Below are 18,301 nucleotides of genomic sequence, written 5' to 3'. Positions count from 1 at the left end.
CAGCGCATGCCGCGCGCACCGCGCAGCCGGTATGCTGGACACCATTGAATTGTATGCAGCGTCTTTTGACGGAGTTTTCCATGAACCACCCCGTGCGTCGCAGTCCCATCGCCAGTTTCTTCGTCGGCCTGTGGGATGTGATGAATTTCACCCGGCGCCTGATCTTCAACCTGGTGTTCTTCGGCTTCCTGTTCCTGGTGCTGCTGCTGTTTGTGGTAGCGATCGCGCGTGGCGACGGCAGCAAGCCGCTGGCCGAGCGCACCACCCTAGTGATCAACCCCGAAGGCACGCTGGTCGAGCAGTTCAGCGCCGACCCGGTGAGCCGGTCGCTGGCCAAGGCGGTCGGCGACAAGAGCGCCGAGGAAGTGCAGCTGCGCGACCTGGTGCGGGTGATCGAGGCGGCCGGCAAGGACCGTAAGATCGAGCGGGTGGTGTTGAACCTGGACAAGTTTCAGCCCGCCGGTTTCGCCTCGCAGCGGGAAGTGGCCGCGGCGTTGCAGAAGCTGCGCGCCTCCGGCAAGCAGATCGTCGCCTTCAGCGAGAGCATGAGCCAGGGCCAGTACCTGCTGGCCGCACAGGCCAACGAGGTCTATCTCGACCCGATGGGCAGCGTGCTGCTGGAAGGGCTTGGCCGTTATCGCCAGTATTTCCGCGAGGGCCTGCAGGACAAGCTCGGCGTGGACGTGCATCTGTTCCGCGTGGGCGAGTACAAGTCCGCCGCCGAGCCGTACATCCTCGATGCCGCTTCGGCCGACGCCAAGGAAGCGGACCTGTTCTGGATGAACGACGTGTGGCAGCGCTACCTGGCCGATGTCGGCAAGGCGCGCAAACTGAGCCCGGCGCAGCTGACCGCCGGCATCGACACGCTGCCCGAGGGCGTGGCCGCCGCCGGTGGCGATCTGGCCAAGTTTGCGCTGCAGCAGAAGCTGGTCGACGGGCTCAAGACCCGCGAGGACGTCGATGCGCTGCTGACCAAGCGCGGCGTGGCCGACAGCGACGCCGACAGCGGCTTTCGCAACATCGGCTTCAACGATTATCTGAGCCAGCTGCAGGCGCAGCGCTCGCCGATGGACAGCCGTCCGCAGGTGGCCGTGGTGGTGGCCGCTGGCGAGATCAGCGGTGGCGAGCAGCCGGCCGGCCGCATCGGTGGCGAGTCCACCGCCGCGTTGCTGCGCCAGGCGCGCGACGACGAAGAGGTCAAGGCGGTGGTGCTGCGTGTGGATTCGCCCGGCGGCGAAGTGTTCGCCTCCGAGCAGATCCGTCGCGAGGTGGTCGCGCTCAAGCAGGCCGGCAAGCCGGTGGTGGTGTCGATGGGCGATCTGGCCGCCTCGGGCGGTTACTGGATCAGCATGAATGCCGATCGCATCTATGCCGACCCGTCGACCATCAGTGGCTCGATCGGCATCTTCGGCATGGTGCCCAACCTGACCCGCGCGCTGGACAAGATCGGCGTGCACACCGATGGCGTGGGTACCACGCGCTTTGCCGGCGCCTTCGACATCACCCGTCCGCTGGACCCGGCCGCCGGCCAGGTGATCCAGGCGGTGATCAACAAGGGCTACGCCGACTTCACCGGCAAGGTGGCGCAGGCGCGGCATCAGTCGGTGGACGCCATCGACAAGGTCGCACGCGGCCGCGTGTGGAGCGGTGCGCAGGCCAGGCAGCATGGCCTGGTGGACGCGTTCGGCGGCATGTCCGAAGCGGTGGCCGATGCGGCCGACCGCGCCAAGTTGAGCCGCGGCAAGTTCCGCGTGCGCTACGTGGAAAAGCCGGCGACGCCGTTCTCGCAGTTCATGAGCGGATTTGCCGGCAGCCGCATGGGCGCCTGGATGCTGGGCGATTCGGGCATGGCGCGCGCACTGCTGGCGCGCTCGCTGCCGGAAGTGGACACGCAGTTGCGCTTTGTCGAAGACGCCGTGCACGACAGCAAGGCGGGCGGTACCCCGGTCAAGTCGCTGGCGTACTGCTTCTGCGGCTTCTGACGCGGCAGGTTCGCACAGTGATGGATCGACAACGCCGGCCTTGTGCCGGCGTTGTTGTATCTGCACTCAGGCGATGCAGCAATGCGGGCGCGCCAACAGCGCAAAAATGGCAGAACGCAGGGCGCCACGATCACAGGCAACCAGCCATCGGTCGAGCGACCTCACGCGTGTTTGCCGTGCGCGCAGATGCAGTGATCGCCTTGCGCTCAATCGCAGGCGCGCACGCGCAGTTGCTGCTTCGACAAAAAACGCGCGTGCTTCAGACAGCAGGCTTCGGTTACTGCGTGGCCGCATCGATCGCCTTGCGTTGATCGTCTGCGGCCTGATCGCTTGCCGCCTGCACTGCGTGCGCCTTGTTCAACGGTTCCTGGATGTGGTCGCGCAGGGCGGTGGCCTGCGGCTCGGGCTTCTGCTCGGTGGGCGCAGGTTGCGGCCGCTGACAGGCGCCCAGCAGCAACGTCAGGCTGATCGCAAGAATCCAATGCCGTTTCATCGTCGTGACCTCGCTCGGGGTGGCGGTATCCTAACGCCCGGGCCGCAGGCATGCGTCAAGCGCGCTGCTGCGGCCGTTTCCTGCGTCTTGAAAGAGGATGACCCACGTGACAACCCACCGTTGGCGGCTGGATGGACAGACCGCGCTCATCACCGGCGCCAGCGCCGGCATTGGCTTTGCCATCGCGCGCGAACTGCTGGCCTTTGGCGCGGATCTGCTGATGGTGGCGCGCGATGCCGATGCGCTGGCGCAGGCGCGTGACGAGTTGGCCGAGGAATTTCCCGAGCGCGAGCTGCATGGGCTGGCCGCCGATGTGGCCGACGACGAAGAGCGGCGCGCGATTCTGGATTGGGTGGAAGACCATGCCGATGGCCTGCACCTGCTGATCAACAATGCCGGAGGCAACATCACCCGCGCGGCGATCGATTACACCGAAGACCAGTGGCGCGGCATCTTCGAAACCAATGTGTTCGCCGCTTTCGAGCTGTCGCGTTATGCGCACCCGTTGCTTACCCGCCACGCGGCGTCGGCGATCGTCAACGTCGGCAGCGTCTCCGGCATTACTCATGTGCGCAGCGGCGCGCCATACGGCATGACCAAGGCCGCGTTGCAGCAGATGACCCGCAACCTGGCGGTGGAATGGGCCGAGGACGGCATCCGCGTCAACGCGGTGGCGCCGTGGTACATCCGCACCCGTCGCACCTCCGGGCCATTGTCGGATCCGGATTACTACGAGCAGGTCATCGAGCGCACCCCGATGCGCCGCATCGGCGAACCGGAAGAAGTGGCCGCCGCCGTCGGTTTCCTCTGCCTGCCGGCCGCCAGTTACATCACCGGCGAATGCATCGCGGTGGATGGCGGCTTCCTGCGCTACGGGTTCTGACAGGCCTGCGTGCGTGGTTGCGCGGACAGTGCCTGCGCATGGCATCGGAAGACGCGCAGGCATGCGCCGACCCGTCGCTGCGCCTGCGCCTCCAGTGTTCGTCCGCTGCGTCTGCACGCAACGCAGGCGACAGTGCGGCGGGCTTGCTCGCATGCGGCTCGCTGCACCGCGCAGGTCATCCGGTGATCGCTAACGGTTGCAGTGGCTCGAAAGAATCAGCCTGGCAAGCACTGCACCGGCACACTGGCTGGCATGCGCTGCCACGCCGGTTGCAGCATCACGGCGTGGCGGACGGATTCGCGCAGCGGCTTTCGTCCAGCACCCGACGCATCTGCACGTAGCGCTGCTTGCGCTCGGCCGCTTGCGCCTCGTCGGAGAAGCGCCAGGTCGATTCGGCCTGCTCGGCACGCTGGCGCCAGGCCTCGCACAGGCTCTGGTCCGGCACCGGTGCGCAGCGGTCGGTGACCACTTCGCAGGCGCTGCCGCCGCCGGTTGCCGGCCCGCCCGCCAGGTTGGTGGTCTGCATCGGCAGGCAGCGCGTGGCCGGCTCGCGGTCTTCGGTGAAATAGCGCCCGTTGTCGTGCGCGGTGCATTCGAACAAGGGCGGCGGTGGCAGCGTGGAGGTCGTGGCAGGTGGCGTCGGTGCCACCGGTGCCGGTGCCGCAGCCGGTGCTGCGGCGGGAGCATCGGTCTTGGGCCTGGTGGGTGGCTGCGCAGCGGGCGTGCTACGCGCAGGCGACGCCGCGCCTAACCCGCCGGCCGTCAACGGCACCGCGGCCGGTGCCGTCATCAGTTTCTTCTGCTGCTGCATGCCTTTCGGGCAGGGCATGTTCTGCACGGTGAGCGCGCCACTGGGATCGGTGCACCGGTAGATCGCCACTTCCTGTGCGCCGGCCACCGAGGCACACGCCAGCAATACCGCCCACGGCCAGCGCCTCATGCGCCGCCGCAATCGCGCTGCAGGCGCGCGTCGATACCGCGCTGTTCGCGGCTGAGATCCTGGCGCTCGCTCTGCAGGGCATTGTTGTAGCGGCGGATCAGTTCCCAGCGACGGTCGGCCAGGCGCGCGCAGACTTCCTGTTCGGGCAAGGCATGGCATTCGTCGCGGATATGCACGTTGCCGTACGGCACGATCACCGTGCCGCCGTAGCCGCCGCCGTTGTAGCCGCCTTGATAGCCGCCCTGATAACCGTCGCCGCCGAAGCTTGCGTTGCCGCGCAGGCTTCCTCCGCGACCGGCGCTTCCCTGCACCGACATCGCCGGGCGTGGGCGGACCGAGATCGGCGGACGCTGGATGCCGCCGCCACTGACCGGCGGGGCAATGCCGTTGCCCACATAGGCCGGGCCCCAGGTCGGCACCCAGCGCGGATTGCCTTCCGGGCTGTCGCTGGTATAGCGATTGCCGTCTTCGGTGGTGCACTCGTACATCGGCTGCGGCGGCTGCACGGTGATGATGCGCACCTCGCGCGGTGGCTGCGTCGCGACGGCGGCCGGGGTGGCAACGGCGCGCTGCGGCCGCGGCGGCGGATCCTGCGGGCGCTGCAAGTCCAGCACCTGCTGGCGGCCGCTGCTGCAAGGCGCATCCTGCAAGGCGACGGTGCCGGTGCTGCTGACGCAGCGGTAGATCCGCACATTCGGATCCGGTTTGCTGGCGGTACTGGCCGCCGACGCAGGCAGCGCGGTGGCCAGCAACAGAAGGGTCAGGACGGTACGCATGGCCGCAGTGTGCGCGTCTGCCCGGCTGTGGGCAAAGGGGTAGGCGGTGTTCATGGCCAAGCGCGCCGACAGGCGGCGCGTGGCGGTTGCTCAGTCGCGCAGGATCTGTCCGCTGCGGGCGTCGCGGATCTGGGTCGGTTGCGCCAATGCGCCCACCTCGCCATCCGTCACCCCATCGATGCTGGCCAGCAGGGCCGGGTCCAGCGCCTGGCGGCTGCGCGCGGGCGGTTCACCGGCCAGGTTGGCGCTGGTGGACACCAACGGGCCGCCCCAGGCCGCACAGAGCGCGGCGACCAGCGGGTGTGCGCTGATGCGCACCGCCAGCCCGTCATGCGCGCCTGTGACCCAGCGCGGCACCTGGGCGGTGATCGGCAGGATCCAGGTATGCGGGCCCGGCCAGCTGGCCAGCACCTCCTGCCTGCGGGCCGGCGCCAGCGCGTCCAGATCCACCCAGTCGTGCAGCACATCCACGCTGGCGGCCACCACGATCACGCCCTTGTCGACCGGGCGGCGTTTGATCTCCAGCAGTCGCAGCACGGCGGCCTGCTGGCGCGGGTCGCAGCCCAGCCCCCACACCGCTTCGGTGGGATAGGCGATCACGCCGCCCCGGCTCAGGGTGGCGACGGCGCTGTCCAGGCTGAGCGTGTGCTGCATGTGGTGGCCTTAGCCTGCGGCCTTGCTCACGGTCTTCTTGACCACGCGCTTGGTGGCCTTCTTGGCAGCGGCCTTCTTGGCCGGCGCCTTCTTCGCCGCGGTCTTGGTGGCGGTTTTCTTTACCGCAGTCTTCTTGGCAGCGGCGTCCTTGGCCTCCTTGGCCGAATCCTTCACCGCGTTCTTCTTGAGCGTGGCCTTCTTGGCGCCGAAGCCCTTGCGCACCGGCTTGCCGGTATCGGCCAGCAGCTGCTGCACTTCCTCGAACGTCAGCGACGCCGGCTCGCGATCCTTGGGGATCTTGCCATTGAGCTTGCCATCGCTGATGTACGGGCCGAAGCGGCCGTTGAGCACCTGGATGTCGCTGCCTTCGAAGTCCTTGATCACGCGGTTGCGCGCGATCTCTTCCTTCTCCTCGATCAGGAACACCGCGCGCTCCAGATCGATCGTGTACGGGTCGTCTTCCTTCTTCAGCGAGGCATAGACGCTGCCGCGGCGCGCAAACGGGCCGAACCGGCCGATACCGACGCTGACGTCCTGGTCCTTGTCCTGGCCCAGCGCGCGCGGCATCTTGAACAGCTCCAATGCGTCTTCGATGGAGATCGAGTAAATGCTCTGGCCCGGCCGCAGCGAGGCGAAGGTCGGCTTTTCCTCGTCTTCGACGGTGCCGATCTGCACCATCGGGCCGAACCGGCCGATGCGCGCGCTGACTTCTTTGCCGCTGACCGGGTCGGTGCCCAGCACGCGCACGCTGCCGGCGTCGGTCTTGTCCAGCGAATCCTTCTTGTCCTCGACCAGTTCCTTGAACGGGCCCCAGAACTTCTCCATCAGCGGGATCCACTCTTCCTCGCCACGCGAGACCGCATCCAGGTCGTCTTCGAGCTTGGCGGTGAAGTCGTAATCCACATAACGGGTGAAATGCCCGGACAGGAACTTGGACACGGCGCGGCCCACGTCGGTGGGGCGGAAGCTGCGGCCTTCCATTTCCACGTACTTGCGGAACTGCAGGGTCTGGATGATCGAGGCGTAGGTGGACGGCCGGCCGATGCCGTATTCCTCCAATGCCTTGACCAACGCCGCTTCGGTGAAGCGCGGCGGCGGCTGGGTGAAATGCTGGTCGGTGACGATGCGGTCCAGCGGGATGTTGTCGCCGGCCTTCATCAGCGGCAGCTTGCGGCCTTCGTCCTCGTCCTCGCTGCTCTTGGTGTCCTTGCCTTCCTCATAGACCGCCAGGAAGCCGGGCACCACCACGGTGGTGCCACTGGCGCGGAACACGTGCTCGCTGCCGGCCGACAGATCGACGCTGACGGTGTTGAGCGTGGCCGGGATCATCTGGCAGGCCACGGCGCGGCGCCAGATCAACTCGTACAGGCGACGCTCGTCGTCGGACAGGAAGCGCGCCACCTGCGCCGGGGTGCGCAGCGCCGAGGTCGGACGTACTGCCTCATGCGCTTCCTGCGCGTTCTTGGATTTGGTGGTGTAGGCGTTAGGCTGGTCCGGCAACGAGGCGGTGCCGAAATCGCGCGCGATCACATCGCGGATTTCCGACAGCGCGTCCTGCGACAGGTTCACCGAGTCGGTACGCATATAGCTGATCAGACCGACCGAGCCTTCGTCGCCCAGCGCCACGCCTTCGTACAACTTCTGCGCCACCTGCATGGTCTTGCGGGTGGTAAAGCCGAGCTTGCGCGAGGCTTCCTGCTGCAGCGTGGAGGTGGTGAACGGCGGGGCAGGGCGACGCTTGCGCTCCTTGCTGGCCACATCGGTGACATGCAGCACGCCTTGCGCGGCCTGCTGGATGCGCAGCCGCGCCGCTTCGGCGGTGTCGCCGTCGGTGACGGTGAACTGCTCGAACTTCTGCCCGTCCAGCTTGATCAGGCGCGCGTTGAACGGCTGCGACGGATGCCGGCAATGCGCATCGATGGACCAGTACTCGCGCGCGATGAAGGCTTCGATCTCTTCCTCGCGCTCGACGATCATGCGCAGCGCCGGCGACTGCACGCGGCCGGCCGACAGGCCGCGCTGCACCTTGCGCCACAGCACCGGCGACAGGTTGAAGCCGACCAGATAGTCGAGCGCGCGACGGGCCTGCTGCGCATCGACCAGATCGGCCGCGATCGCGCGCGGCTTGAGCATGGCTTCCTTGATCGCGCGCGGGGTGATCTCGGTGAACACCACCCGCTGCATCGTCTTGTCCTTGAGCAGCCCGCGCTCTTTCAGGATCTCGGCGATGTGCCAGCTGATCGCCTCGCCCTCGCGGTCCGGGTCGGTCGCCAGATAGATGTCGTCAGCGCCCTTGGCCGCGCGCGCAATGGCTTCGACATGCTTCTCGTTCTTCTCGATCAGGTCATAGCGCATCGCGAAGCCGTTGTCCGGATCGACCGCGCCTTCCTTGGGGACGAGATCGCGCACGTGCCCATACGAGGCCAGGACGGTGAAGTCCTTGCCGAGGTATTTATTGATCGTCTTGGCCTTGGCAGGCGATTCGACGATGAGCAGGTGCTTGGGCATGGTGGCGAATTCTTTGGGCAGAGCCCGGGGGGCGGGTAGCGTGGCCTAATTGGCCGGTGGAGGGAAGCAGATCGACTGTTTCCCACAGGTCAACGCCCGGGAAACGAGCCCGGGCGTTCAGTTCTCTTATTAGAAAGATCACGGCGGACGCCGCCGTGTCAAGCGGCCAGGGCCGCGAACTGCTAGTTCTGGCTCATTCCAATGGCGGCCAGCATGAAGCCCACCACCACCACCGAGATCACCAGCAGCACCGCATAAATGGCCAGGACCACGATGGTGACCGTGTCCAGGCCGCTGGATTGGCGCTCCGGGTGATCCGTAAACGCCCAGCGGTCCACCACCAGGGTGTCGCAGACCTTGTCGTGCGGAGCCTGCTTGCGCGCGGTCATGCCGGCCATGAACGCGGCCACGACCACGCCGATGCCCAGGGTGAGCACGCTGATCAGCATGTAGGCGAGGTAGCGCAGCACATTGCGCCAGAAACCGACCCGGCCGCCGTTGCTGTCGGCGCGCACCAGCTTGATGCCGCAGGCGAGCTTGCCCAGGCTGGCCTGGTGCCGGCTGGACTGCATCCAGGCGAAATACAGCGTCGGGATCGCCAGTCCGATGCCGTAGGACATCACCAGGATGGCGATGCTGAGCGCGCTGCCGTCGTCCAGCGCCGAGCCGGAGTCGCCCCGGCTGGTTGCCAGCGCCACGACGAACACCAGCGGGATCACGATCAGGTACACCGCAAAGCTGGTGATCAGGCTGTCCAGGATGCTGGCGGCCACGCGCCGCCACAGGCCGGCGTAGACGACCGGGGCATCGTGCAATGCAACGCTTGCCGCGGGCGCGGCGACGGAATCCCAGGCGCTTGGAAGCGGCGCGCGGGCGGGTGGTTGCGACGCGGCATGCGCGGGTGTTGCAGGCGCGTGCGAGGTGTTGGCTAGGAGCGAGCTCGATGCGGCCGGAATTGCCGCAGGGTCTGCCGGCGTGGTGGGCCACGCCGCTGGATCTGCCGATGCAGCCTGCCCGCTCGGCGGACGCTGCTGGTGGTCGGCTACGGCAGGGTGATCGGCAAGGCCGGAGTCGGACCGCCCGAGCGCAGCGTCTGCCGACGGGCCGGCAAACGGCGTATCTGCGGCAGGCGTGTGATCCACCGCGACGCTGGTCGGGTAAACCGTCGCCTGCGGCTCACCGTGCGCAACGTCCACCGGCACATCTCCGACGCTCGGCGCGGCGGGCGCTGGCACGGCGGTGTCGATCCCCAGCTCGGCCGCGACCTCGCCAAGTGCCACCCACTGCGGAAAGCCTTCGCGCCAGACCAGGCTGGATGCATCGATCAAGCCTTCCGACAGGCGCGCGCGAAGCGTGTCCGTGTCCACCGGCCCCTGGCGCTCGCGTTGTGCGTCGGCGTAATACCACTGCGTCATTGAAGTCCCCTTGCGTAAAGCGATTGACTAGCCGCGGCAGTCCGGCGGAAGTTGGTTGTCGTCGATCTCGGAGCTGCACTGCCAGCTGCCGGCGTCCGCGTCGAAATCCAGCCACAGCGCCTTGCCGTCGATCCTGGTCATTTTCGGCGCACGCAGCAACGCCTCGACGCCGCAGTTGGTGGTGTCGAAACGGCCGATCCGCACGCTGCTCAGGACATCGTTTGCATACTGCTCGGGCGCGAGAAAGCCGGCGTCGCCGTTGACCGGGCAACGGCCTTGCTGCGCGAGAAATTCGGCGATCTGCGGCTTCAGGGGCGTCAGCGCCGCGATCGCCTGGGCGACCTTGGTACGCGTGGTGTAGTCCTGATAAGCCGGCAGCGCGATCGCCGCCAGGATGCCGATCATCGCCACCAGCACGAACATGCCCACCACCGCGCCCAGCACCAACGCCAGCGGCCACCCCGGCCCGTTGCTGGATAGATGACGCGCTGACGGCGCGGGCGCAATGGCGGCTGCGTTACGGACAGCCGCTGGCGGAACCGGCGGCAGGGGCGGCGGCAGCGCTGCGGCGCACAAATCGGTGGAAATCGGCGGCCCGAGCTCGTCGGCGCACGCAGACAGCGGCACCCATCGGGCAAATCCTTCGCGCCAGACCAGGGTGTCCAGTGCAATCGCGTGATCGCGATACAGCGCCAGTAAGGCCTCGCCGGCCACCGGGCCACGCCGGTGGCGGTTGCCCTCGGCGTAATACCAACTGCTCATTGCCGTCCCCTCGCACGCTTCCGTTGCGGCTTCCGCCTCAGTGTACGGGTTCAGGCTCGTCCAGGAACATCTGCGTTTCCATCCAGGCGTAGGCCGCTTCGGCACCCGGCTGGTTGAACAACACCATCAAAACCACCCATTTGAGGTCGTCCAGGTCCAGTTCGTCCTGATCCAGCGCCATGGCGCGATCCAGCACCAGCTCGCGCTGGTCGGCGTCAAGGATGCGGTGTTGCTCCAGGAACAGCAGGAATCCACGGCAGTCCACATCGAGCTTGTCCAGCTCCGGACCGTGGTAGATGCGTACCGGTCCATCGACATGCGGGCGCGCGACGCTGGGCCGCTGCTCGGAGAGCGCGTCCAGCCAATCGAAGGCTTTGCTGATTTCTGCGGGGCTGAAACCGGCCTGGATCAGGCCATTCTGAAGCGAGTCACGGTCGCGGACCAGGTCCGCATCTTCGCTGAAATAATGTTCGAACAGGTACAGCAGTACATCAAGAATGCTCTCTTTCATTGCCCCTCGGCCTGCGTCGCGCGACGCTGTGGAGGTGAAGAAACTAGGGATTGCGGGTATAGCGACCGTGCTCGGTGACCACGTCTCCCTCCAGTTCCATGATGAGCAGCATGGAGGACAGCGCGGCGGCCGTCAATCCGGTGCGTTCGACCAGGGAATCCATAGGGGTTGGGTCATGGCCCAGCGCCTGCCACAAGCGCTGGTAGTCCGGATCCGGCCGCGCCGAGCCGGCCTGCGGCGGTGTCCTGGCCTGATCAGTGGGGGCGGCCAGGCGCTGGCGCAAGGCGCTTGCCAGTTCGCCCGACAGCAGGCGCAGGCCGTCGATGACCTGGGCCGGCTCCTGTGCCAGGGTGGCGCCTTGCCGGATCAGGTGATGGCAGCCCCGCGCGAGCGGATTGTGCAGCGAGCCGGGCAGGGCGAACACCTCGCGCCCGGCCTCCGCCGCCAGCCGCGCGGTGATCAGCGCGCCCGAGCGCATGGCCGCTTCCACCACCAGGGTGCCCAGGGCCAGCCCGGCGATGATCCGGTTGCGGGCCGGGAAGTGCCCCGCGACCGGCCCGGTGCCGGGCAGGTACTCGCTGACCACCGCGCCACGCGCGGCGATGCGATCGCGCAGGGAGTGGTGATTTGCCGGGTAGGCCACATCCGCGCCGGTGCCCACCACCGCCACGGTGATGGCCCCAGCACGGGCAAGCGCGGCCTCGTGCGCGATCGCGTCCACGCCGGCGGCCATGCCGCTGACGATGGCCAACCCGGCGCCGGCCAGGCCGGAGGCGAATGCGCGGGTGTGGTCGCGGCCGCCAGCGGTGGCGGAGCGGCTGCCGACCACGGCCACGCCCGGGTGCCAGAGCGCGTTCGGGTCGCCGTCCACGAACAGGGCCAGCGGCGGATTGACGATGTGGCGCAGCAGGGCGGGGTAGTCGGGATCGTTCAGGCCGATCAGGTGATGGCCGGACTGCTCGCACCACTGCAGAGCGGCGTCCAGGGCGCGCGCATCGGGGGTCTGCAGCCGTGCCGCCTGCAATTCGTCGCAGCCGGCGGCAAGCCAGGCCTCGGGCCCGGCCGCTAGTAGCTCGGCCGGGCTGGCGAAGCAGTCCAGCAGCGCGTGACGCGGCGGGCTACGGCCGCCCGCCAGGAGCAGGGTCAGGAGTGCGCGCAGGTCGGAAGTGGGGAGGGCCATGCGTCCAGCCTGGACCGTAAACGCCGACGGCGCCCTCAGGCGCCGTCGTATTACCGCATCGGAATTTTCGCTTACTGCGCGTCGGGATGCTTGACGAAGTAGCCCAGGCCGGTCGGCTTGACGCTTTCCATCACCAGCGCATAGCTGACCTTGTCGAAGGTGCGGAACACCATCGCGTGCGAGGCGTATTCGTCGGGCAGGCCGACGGTGGAGCCGGCCGGGCCGCTGAAGTCGTCGTCGGTCCGCGAGAAGCGCGAATGCTTGACGCGGTCGCTGACCGTGCGGCCCTTGCGCCAGATCGAGAACACCGTGCCGTTGTTGATGCCTTCGCGGGCACCGCCTGAGATGGCGATCACGTCGCGGGTGCCGCCGACGGTGAAGGCATCGGAGATGGCCAGTACCCGCAATTCGGTCTGCAGGGCCTGTTCCGACGGCGGATGCGGGATGAACTGCAGGTCGTAGGGCTGCGCCTCGACGGCGACGATGCGATCGCCGGCGCGTACCTCGCGGCCGCTGTCCTGCAGCAGCAGGGTGGCCGCCTTGGAGTTGCCGCCCGCCGCGCTGCGTGTGATGGTGCCGACGTTGACCTGTGCCAGTTCGTAGCCGAGGAACTCGCGGCGCGTGCTCGGCGCGATGTAGTTCTTCCAGATGTTGCCGGCGCCTGCGGTGATGTTGCCGGCCGCATCGAGGTCTTCGTTGTGCTTGGGCAGGCTGAACTTCACCGTCGGGCGTACCACCGCAAAACGCTGGCCCGGCTGTGCATCGTCCAGGCCGACCACATAGGCCACCTGGCCGGTGGTGGCGCGCGTGCGGCCGCCTTCCAGGCCCACCACATACGGCAGCTGGTCGAAGTCGTCGGTGACCCGCAGGTTCTTCAGGAACGGCTCGACATCGGCCAGCGGAATCGCATTGATCGGCGCTTCCTGGCGCGGACCGGGCTGGACGGTGCCCTTGGCGACGCGATCCAGGTAGGCCAGGCTGATCACGTCACCGGGATAGATCAGGTGCGGATTCTGGATCTGCGGGTTGGCCTGCCAGATTTCCGGCCACAACCAGGGTTTTTGCAGGAAACGTCCAGCGATGTCCCACAGGGTATCGCCCTTGCGGACCACGTAAGTCTCTGGATGCTCGCCCACCGCTTGCGCGGCAGCGTAGGTCGCGACGGTCAGCATCGCCGCAGCGACGACCGTACGAAGTCGGTTCAACATGAGTGCCTTCTTGCCTGATTCCCCAACAGGTCTGCGCACTATAGTCCAGAAACCGGGGCGTCACGCAAGCATTGCGCTAGAATGACAGCGTCTTGCCGGCGCAGCGCCGGTGTTCCCAGACGGGTAATCCCATGGCTTTGCTCCCTATTCTCGAATTCCCTGATCCGCGGCTGCGCACCAAGGCCGTGCCGGTCGACGCTGCCGAGCTCACCAGCCCGGCATTCCAGACACTGCTCGACGACATGTTCCAGACCATGTACGAGGCGCCCGGCATCGGCCTGGCCGCCAGTCAGGTGGACGTGCACAAGCGTTTCATGGTGATCGACGTCAGCGAGGAGAAGACGCTCCCGCAGGTGTTCATCAACCCGGAGATCGTGAGCAGGCAGGGCGAGCAGGTCTACCAGGAAGGCTGCCTTTCGGTACCGGGCATCTATGCCGACGTCGCCCGCGCCGATGCGATCACCGTGCGCTATCTCGACCGCCAGGGCAAGGCGCAGGAACTGAGCACCGACGGCCTGCTGGCGGTGTGCATCCAGCACGAGATGGACCATCTGGACGGCAAGTTGTTCGTCGATTACCTGTCGCCGCTCAAGCGCGAAATGGTGCGCAAGAAACTGGCCAAGCAGCGTAAGCACGTGGCCTGAGGGCAGGGATTGGGGAGTTGGGATTGGGGATTGGTGAAGCGGGTTTTCTGGCTGCTTGCCGGATCCGTTGGTCCCCATCCCAATCGCCGGGCGCGGCGCTATCGCGCGTGATTGAAGCGATGGCGCAGGCTGTCGCTGCGCGCGCTCCGCGTACTCGGATGGGGCGAACTTCGGGATTGGGAATGTGGAATGGGCTAACCATTAGTTCTGTTGCCCAAGCCCCCTGCTGCGAATCCCGATGCCCGAATCCCCCTTCCCCGCCGCCGCTGCCACTCCCCAATCCCCACTCCCGAATCCCCACCCTATGAGAATCGTATTCGCCGGTACGCCGGATTTTGCCGTCGCCTCGTTGCGCGCAGCCGCGCAGCGGCATGAAGTGGTGGCGGTCTACACCCAGCCGGATCGGCCGGCCGGCCGTGGCCGCGGGTTGACGCCGTCGCCGGTCAAGCTGGAGGCGATTGCGCGCGGGATCCCGGTCTTCCAGCCGCAGACGCTGCGCTCGCCGGAGGCCCTGGCCACGCTGCGCGCGCTCAATGCCGATCTGATGGTGGTGGTGGCCTACGGCCTGATCCTGCCCAAGGCGGTGCTGGCCGCGCCGACCCATGGCTGCTGGAACGTGCATGCCTCGTTGTTGCCGCGCTGGCGTGGCGCCGCGCCGATCCAGCGCGCGATCGAAGCCGGCGATACCGAAACCGGCGTCTGCCTGATGCAGATGGAAGCCGGGCTGGATACCGGGCCGGTGCTGTTGTCGCAGCGGCTGGCCATCGGCGAGCAGGAAACCGGCGGGCAGCTGCACGATCGCCTGGCCGTGCTAGGCGCGCAGGTGCTGGCCGATGGCCTGGGCCTGCTGCGTGCCGGCATCCGCCCGGTGGCGCAGCCGCAGCCGGCCGAAGGCGTGACCTATGCGCACAAGCTGGACAAGACGCAGGCGCGGCTGGACTGGACCCAGCCGGCGCAGGAGCTGGCGCGGCGGGTACGCGCGTTCAATCCATGGCCGGTGGCCGAGGCGGTCCTGGCCGGCGAGCGCGTGCGCCTGCATGGCGCGGTGGCGCTGGAGCTGGCCCATCAGCAGGCGCCGGGCACCCTGCTCGCCGCCAGCAAGCAGGGCATCGACATCGCCTGCGGGCAGGGCGCGCTGCGGGTGCGCGTGCTGCAGCGCGAGGGCGGCAAGGCGATCACCGCTGCCGACTACCTCAACGCGCGCCGCGACCTGCCGGCGCTGCGCTGATGTCGGCAGAGACTGCAACTGCGGGCGTCGGCTCGCGTCTGGCCGCGGCACGGGTGCTGACGGCGGTGTTCGACCAGGGCCGCTCGCTCAAGGCCGAACTGGCCGCGACCTTGCCCGGTCTTGCTGATCCACGCGACCGCGCGCTGGTGGAGGCGATCTGCTTTGCGGTGCTGCGCCGCCGCCCGGCCTATGACGTGGCATTGCGGCAGTGGCTGGAACGCCCGTTGCCGCCGCGCGATGCGGAACTGAAAGCGCTGCTGATGGCCGGCTTCGCCCAGCTCGACGTGCTGCAGCTGCCCGCGCATGCGGCCTTGTCGGCCACCGTGGACGCGTGCCGCGCGCTGGGCCGGCCGCGGCAGGCCGGCATGGTCAACGCGATCCTGCGGCGCGCCCAGCGCGAGGGGTTTCCGGCGGTGTCCGCCGATGCGGGCTGGCCGTCCTGGCTGCGCAAGCAACTGCGCGCCGATTGGGGCGAGCAGGCCGAAAGCATCTTCGTGGCCAGCGCGCAGATGGCGCCGATGTGGCTACGCGTGCAGCGCTCGCGGATCGACCCGGCCGGCTATGTCGCACGGCTGGCCGCGCTGGGCATCGGCGCGGACACGGATGCGCTGTTGCCGGATGCGGTGCGTCTGCACGGGGCGGTGCCAGTGAGCCAGTTGCCGGGCTTTGCCGACGGCGATGTCTCAGTGCAGGACGGCTCTGCCCAGCAGGTTGCCGATGCGCTGGCGCTGGCGCCGTCGGCACGCGTGCTCGATGCCTGCGCGGCGCCCGGCGGCAAGGCCGCGCATCTGCTGGAACGTCATCCGGGCCTGCAGCTCACCGCGCTGGATGTGGATGCGCGCCGGCTGGAGCGGGTGCAGCAGACCTTGCAGCGCACCGTGCCGGGCGCGCAGGTGACCTTGCACATCGCTGACGCCGCCGATACCGCCGCATGGTGGGACGGCCAGCCGTTCGATGCGGTGCTGCTGGATGCGCCGTGTTCGGCCACCGGCGTGGTGCGCCGTCAGCCCGACGTGCTGCTGCATCGCCGTGCCGACGATATCGACGCCTTGTGCGCGTTGCAGGCGCGTCTGCTCGATGCCACCTGGCGCACGCTGCGACCGGGCGGGCAGCTGCTCTACACCACCTGTTCCCTGCTTGCGCGCGAGAACCAGGCGCAGGTGCAGGCATTCCTGCAACGCACTGCTGAGGCGCAGGCGCAGCCGCTGGGCGCGCAATTCGGTCATGCGGCCGGTGCCGGACGGCAGCGTTTCCCCGGCGAGCAGCACTGCGACGGTTTTTTTTACGCGCTTTTGCTAAAAGCGTCCTGACCGCGCGCCGATCCCGGCGCTCCACCTTCGCATCCACTGCCGCCCGTCATGCTCAAGACTCGTGCTTCCAAGGATTTCTGGCTGCTGGCCATCACCGCCGTTCTGGTGATCGGTGCCGGCCTGGGACTGCGCGACCCCTGGCCGTCGGACGAGCCGCGATTTGCATTGGTCGCCAAGCAGATGGTGATGAGCGGCGACTGGCTGTTCCCGCATCGCGGCAACGAGCTGTACTCGGACAAGCCGCCGATGCTGATGTGGCTGCAGGCGCTGTTCTACACGCTGCTGGGCAACTGGCGGGTGGCGTTCCTGCTGCCGTCGCTGCTGGCGGCGCTGTGCACGCTGGCCTGCGTGTACGACCTGGGGCGGCGGCTGTGGACCCGGCGCGTGGGCGCGTATGCGGCGTGGATGCTGCTGTTCACGCTGCACTTCACCTTCCAGGCCAAGAAGGCGCAGATCGACCCGCTGGTGGTGTTCTGGATCACCCTGGCCAATTACGGATTGCTGCGCCACCTGCTGCTGGGGCCGGCCTGGCGCTGGTGGACGCTGGGCTGGTTTGCCGCCGGGCTGGGCGTGATCACCAAGGGGGTCGGCATCATCGCCTTGCTGATGCTGATCCCGGCCGGCATTGCGGCGGCGCGCGGCTGGCCGGGCGTGCGCGTGCATGTGCGCGATCGGCGTTTCTGGCTGGGGCCGCTGTTCTTCTTCGTCGCGATCCTGCTGTGGTTCGCGCCGATGATGGTGACCGCGCTGACCGCCGGCCAGCCCGAGTACCGCGTCTATCTCAACGACATCCTGCTGCGCCAGACCGCCAAGCGCTATGCCAATTCCTGGGATCACGCGCAGCCGGTCTGGTACCACTTCAAGGGCATGGCCACGATGTGGCTGCCGACCATCCTGGTGCTGCCCTGGGCGATCCCGGCCTGGTGGTGCCGGCTCAAGCGACGCGATGCACGCTATCTGTTGCCGCTGGCCTGGTGGCTGCTGGTGCTGGTGTTCTTCACCATTCCCAGCGGCAAGCGCGATGTGTACATCCTGCCGGCGCTGCCGATGTTCTGCCTGGCGCTGGCGCCGCTGGCGGCAGGCCTGCTGCGCCGCGCCGGGGTGCAGCGGCTGCTGTTCGGATTCGTGCTGCTGCTGACGGTGGCCTTCGCTGCCGGCGGCGCGGCGATGCTGATCGGGCACCCGGGCTTCGAGCAGAAGATCATGGACAGCCGCGGGGTCGGCAGCGAGGCCACCGACCCGCTCGGCTGGTTGCTGCTGGCGGTCGGTCTGTGGGGCGTGGCCAGCCTGTTGCTGCTGCGGGTGCGCCGCTCCGCGCTTGCCGCTGCATCGCTGCTAGGCGCGTGGTGGGTGGCGTTCGGCCTGGTCTGCTATCCGATCTTCAACGACTCCAGTTCGGCGGGCGCGGTGATGCGCGAGGCAGGGCGCCGGATCGGCCCGGACGCGCAGCTCGGGCTGGTGGCCTGGAAAGAGCAGAACCTGCTGATGGCCGACCGCCCCGCGCAGACCTTCGGCTTCAAGGTGCCGTGGGAACAACAGCTACAGCGCGCGGTGGCCTGGCAGGCAGAGCGTCCCGATCGACGTTGGCTGATGGCGCAGGAGACCGCGCTGCTGGGCTGCGTGGACCGCAGCCGCAGCCAGATGGTGGGGGTGGCCAATCGCCGTCGATGGTGGCTGGTGCCGGCCGATGCCGTGCACGGCAGCTGCGTGGCGAGCTCCGAGCAGCGGGCAGTGGAAGCGCAGGAGCAGGGCAACCTGGACACCGAATGAGCCGGCACAGCGCAGGTGTTTGCCGCGATCGGCGGCC

The 18,301-nt window shown here is 67.9% G+C and carries 16 protein-coding genes; 6 read left to right on the top strand and 10 right to left on the bottom strand.

Annotated features, from left to right (window positions below; translation table 11 throughout):
• Positions 1-80: 80 nt before the first annotated feature.
• Entirely contained in the window at positions 81-1,982 is a 1,902-nt protein-coding gene (gene sppA / locus KHN93_RS19000) for a signal peptide peptidase SppA (protein WP_016903675.1), read from the top strand.
• 277 nt (positions 1,983-2,259) lie between these two features.
• On the opposite strand, the gene KHN93_RS18995 is transcribed toward sppA, so the two are convergent.
• On the bottom strand, positions 2,260-2,475 hold the full coding sequence (locus KHN93_RS18995; protein WP_016903674.1) for a hypothetical protein: 216 nt from the start codon (positions 2,473-2,475) through the stop codon (positions 2,260-2,262).
• A 106-nt stretch (positions 2,476-2,581) separates the two neighbouring features.
• On the opposite strand from KHN93_RS18995, the gene KHN93_RS18990 reads away from it, so the two are divergent.
• Complete coding sequence (locus KHN93_RS18990) at positions 2,582-3,358, top strand: SDR family oxidoreductase (RefSeq protein ID WP_024938534.1); 777 nt, start codon at positions 2,582-2,584, stop codon at positions 3,356-3,358.
• 277 nt (positions 3,359-3,635) lie between these two features.
• On the opposite strand, the gene KHN93_RS18985 is transcribed toward KHN93_RS18990, so the two are convergent.
• The 9 genes from KHN93_RS18985 to KHN93_RS18945 form a co-directional block, all read right to left on the bottom strand.
• On the bottom strand, positions 3,636-4,298 hold the full coding sequence (locus KHN93_RS18985; protein ID WP_039518561.1) for a hypothetical protein: 663 nt from the start codon (positions 4,296-4,298) through the stop codon (positions 3,636-3,638).
• Complete coding sequence (locus KHN93_RS18980) at positions 4,295-5,074, bottom strand: DUF4124 domain-containing protein (protein WP_211921101.1); 780 nt, start codon at positions 5,072-5,074, stop codon at positions 4,295-4,297. Before KHN93_RS18980 ends, KHN93_RS18985 begins: the two co-directional genes overlap by 4 nt.
• A gap of 90 nt (positions 5,075-5,164) precedes the next feature.
• Positions 5,165-5,728, bottom strand: coding sequence for an L-threonylcarbamoyladenylate synthase type 1 TsaC (gene tsaC / locus KHN93_RS18975; RefSeq protein WP_039518563.1), 564 nt, complete (start codon positions 5,726-5,728; stop codon positions 5,165-5,167).
• A 9-nt stretch (positions 5,729-5,737) separates the two neighbouring features.
• Entirely contained in the window at positions 5,738-8,236 is a 2,499-nt protein-coding gene (locus tag KHN93_RS18970; RefSeq protein ID WP_104561410.1) for a DNA topoisomerase I, read from the bottom strand.
• Between the two features lie 182 nt (positions 8,237-8,418).
• The gene (locus tag KHN93_RS18965) at positions 8,419-9,651 is read right to left on the bottom strand and encodes an RDD family protein (RefSeq protein ID WP_104561412.1); all 1,233 of its coding nucleotides are present in this window, start codon (positions 9,649-9,651) and stop codon (positions 8,419-8,421) included.
• 27 nt (positions 9,652-9,678) lie between these two features.
• Positions 9,679-10,413 carry a pilin gene (locus KHN93_RS18960; protein ID WP_211921099.1) on the bottom strand — a complete coding sequence of 245 codons (735 nt, stop codon included), beginning with the start codon at positions 10,411-10,413 and terminating at the stop codon, positions 9,679-9,681.
• A gap of 37 nt (positions 10,414-10,450) precedes the next feature.
• A complete protein-coding gene (locus tag KHN93_RS18955; RefSeq protein ID WP_003484452.1) occupies positions 10,451-10,924 on the bottom strand; it encodes a DUF494 family protein in 474 nt (157 codons plus the stop codon).
• 43 nt (positions 10,925-10,967) lie between these two features.
• The gene (gene dprA / locus KHN93_RS18950) at positions 10,968-12,104 is read right to left on the bottom strand and encodes a DNA-processing protein DprA (RefSeq protein WP_104561416.1); all 1,137 of its coding nucleotides are present in this window, start codon (positions 12,102-12,104) and stop codon (positions 10,968-10,970) included.
• A gap of 71 nt (positions 12,105-12,175) precedes the next feature.
• Positions 12,176-13,312 (bottom strand): LysM peptidoglycan-binding domain-containing protein, encoded by a 1,137-nt coding sequence (locus KHN93_RS18945; protein ID WP_104575567.1) that lies wholly within the window; start codon positions 13,310-13,312, stop codon positions 12,176-12,178.
• Between the two features lie 131 nt (positions 13,313-13,443).
• Between KHN93_RS18945 and def the strand changes: the two genes are divergently transcribed.
• From def to KHN93_RS18925, 4 genes are all read left to right on the top strand, one after another.
• On the top strand, positions 13,444-13,956 hold the full coding sequence (def, locus tag KHN93_RS18940; RefSeq protein WP_024938525.1) for a peptide deformylase: 513 nt from the start codon (positions 13,444-13,446) through the stop codon (positions 13,954-13,956).
• A gap of 304 nt (positions 13,957-14,260) precedes the next feature.
• Positions 14,261-15,184, top strand: coding sequence for a methionyl-tRNA formyltransferase (gene fmt / locus KHN93_RS18935; protein ID WP_104560169.1), 924 nt, complete (start codon positions 14,261-14,263; stop codon positions 15,182-15,184).
• Positions 15,184-16,494 (top strand): 16S rRNA (cytosine(967)-C(5))-methyltransferase RsmB, encoded by a 1,311-nt coding sequence (gene rsmB / locus KHN93_RS18930; protein WP_104560168.1) that lies wholly within the window; start codon positions 15,184-15,186, stop codon positions 16,492-16,494. Before fmt ends, rsmB begins: the two co-directional genes overlap by 1 nt.
• A 48-nt stretch (positions 16,495-16,542) precedes the next feature.
• Positions 16,543-18,264 (top strand): ArnT family glycosyltransferase, encoded by a 1,722-nt coding sequence (locus KHN93_RS18925; RefSeq protein ID WP_039518576.1) that lies wholly within the window; start codon positions 16,543-16,545, stop codon positions 18,262-18,264.
• Positions 18,265-18,301: the final 37 nt, after the last annotated feature.

Origin of the sequence: Xanthomonas arboricola pv. juglandis (assembly GCF_905367715.1) — a bacterium.
In the GTDB taxonomy this organism is placed as follows: Bacteria; Pseudomonadota; Gammaproteobacteria; order Xanthomonadales; family Xanthomonadaceae; genus Xanthomonas; species Xanthomonas arboricola.
This window is presented reverse-complemented; position numbering and strand designations above follow the sequence as displayed.